1 protein-coding gene is annotated in these 1,728 nt (G+C 42.4%); it reads right to left on the bottom strand.

Going from position 1 to position 1,728, the window contains the following annotated elements; genetic code table 11:
• Positions 1 to 358: 358 nt before the first annotated feature.
• Complete coding sequence (gene gatD / locus BP861_RS05255; RefSeq protein ID WP_292373241.1) at positions 359 to 1,633, bottom strand: Glu-tRNA(Gln) amidotransferase subunit GatD; 1,275 nt, start codon at positions 1,631 to 1,633, stop codon at positions 359 to 361.
• Positions 1,634 to 1,728: the final 95 nt, after the last annotated feature.

Genomic DNA, 1,728 nt, shown 5'->3' with positions numbered 1-1,728 from the left:
CCACTTATTCCACTTATTCCACTCCGGGTCCAGTTTGAAAATCGTAACCTTTTACCTTCCGCTGCTAGTTTACGAAAAAGGATCCGAGATTTGAAAGGAACTTTTAGACAGGAATTTGCAGAAAATAGAAGAATTAAATTGAAGAATTCTGGATACAGGATATGGAAAAATGTTTACATTGAAAACAGCCTGTTTTGTTCTAGAAAATAGATATTCTTACAGGTATGAGGAGGAATTCTAATGGGAAAAGGAAGGGGAAAAGGAAGTACAGATGACTTCCTTAAGGAATTCATTCTCCTTTTTGAATTCACTCCTGAATTTTCTTAAAATCTCTTCATTTTATATTTGTCTCAATTTTTTACTTAAAACAGCACTTGGTAATTTCTCCACTGAGATCTTCCCTGAGCATTTCAATAGCTTCGTCGAATTCATCGGTCTGGCCGAGAACCCACATAAGTTTAACAAGAGCGGTTTCGGGCAGGGTATCTTCCCCTTCGATTGCACCGGCTTTCAGCATATCACGGCCTGTGTCATAGACGCGGTCGCAGATTCTGCCATTGAGACACTGGGATGTTACCATTACAGGCATTTTTGCATTCACGGCTTTTCGGACCATGGGAATCCATTTCGTAGAAACGTGTCCGAGCCCGGTACCTTCAAGAACCAATCCTTTGTATCCGCCGTTAATATAACAGTCAAGTATTGAGGGATCAGAACCCGGAGTAAACTTTACAAGCGCACATTTAGATTCCATTCCTGGCTTGAATTTGAGAGTTTTCTCTCCACGCTTTGTGTAATCTATAAAGGTTTTTATCTCCCTTGTATCGTAATCCACAATCCCTATCGGAAGGGAGTTTACGGACTTGAAGGCGTCCCTGCGGGAAGTATGCATTTTCCTTACTTTTGTTCCACGATGGATCTCGCAGAAATCGTCTGAGGTTGTCCCATGCATGACAACCGAAACTTCAGCAATATCACTAACAGCAACAAGGGCTGCGCAGATCGCATTCATGGCATTGTCGCTGCTTGGACGGTCTGCACTTCTCTGGGAGCCTACCAGAACAATAGGAACAGGCGTATCGATCATGAAAGAAAGGGCTGCAGCCGTATACATCATGGTGTCTGTCCCGTGGGTTACGATTATACCATCTACACCCGCTTCGATTTCCTCCACAACTGCTCGGGCAAGGTTTTGCCAGGATTCCGAATCCATATTTTCCGAGAGAATGCTTGAAATTACTCTGCCTTTGAAATCGGCTATCTCTCTTAGTTCAGGGATAGCGGTAAGGATATCGTCAGCAGTAAACTGGGAGGTTACTGCACCTGTCCTGTAGTCTATTTTGCTGGCAATTGTTCCGCCTGTAGAAAGAATCGCGACCTTCGGAAGCTTTTTTCCAGGCTTAGGAATTTCTTCTCCTGCTGCTTTAGATTCCTTGCTGCCATTCAGGCTTCCATTTGTGCTTTCTCCGTTGTTTTCCAGGAGGGTTATCTTTACCTTATCCATGGAAAAGCCGGCATTGTAACCGCTGTTCATTTTTATTGTAATATATCCTTCCATAGACGGCATTACTTTGCCTTCGTAGACAGTGCCGTTCTTTTCAATACGTACCCGGTCGCCCTGTTTAAATTCCATAAATAATCCCTTTTATGATAACTTTTTGAAATGCTGCATAGATAATTGGTATTTCAGTATTATACCAGATACTCTTGTATAATAATACCAGATAT

Origin of the sequence: Methanosarcina sp. UBA411, assembly GCF_002495725.1 — an archaeon.
Taxonomy (GTDB): Archaea; Halobacteriota; Methanosarcinia; order Methanosarcinales; family Methanosarcinaceae; genus Methanosarcina.
Note: the sequence above shows the minus strand (reverse complement) of the source record. Positions and strands in the feature narration are given on the sequence as shown.

Bases quoted from the DNA above. Each gene is read 5' to 3' on its own strand.
- gatD (WP_292373241.1), bottom strand. From the start codon at position 1,633: ATGGAATTTAAACAGGGCGACCGGGTACGTATTGAAAAGAACGGCACT.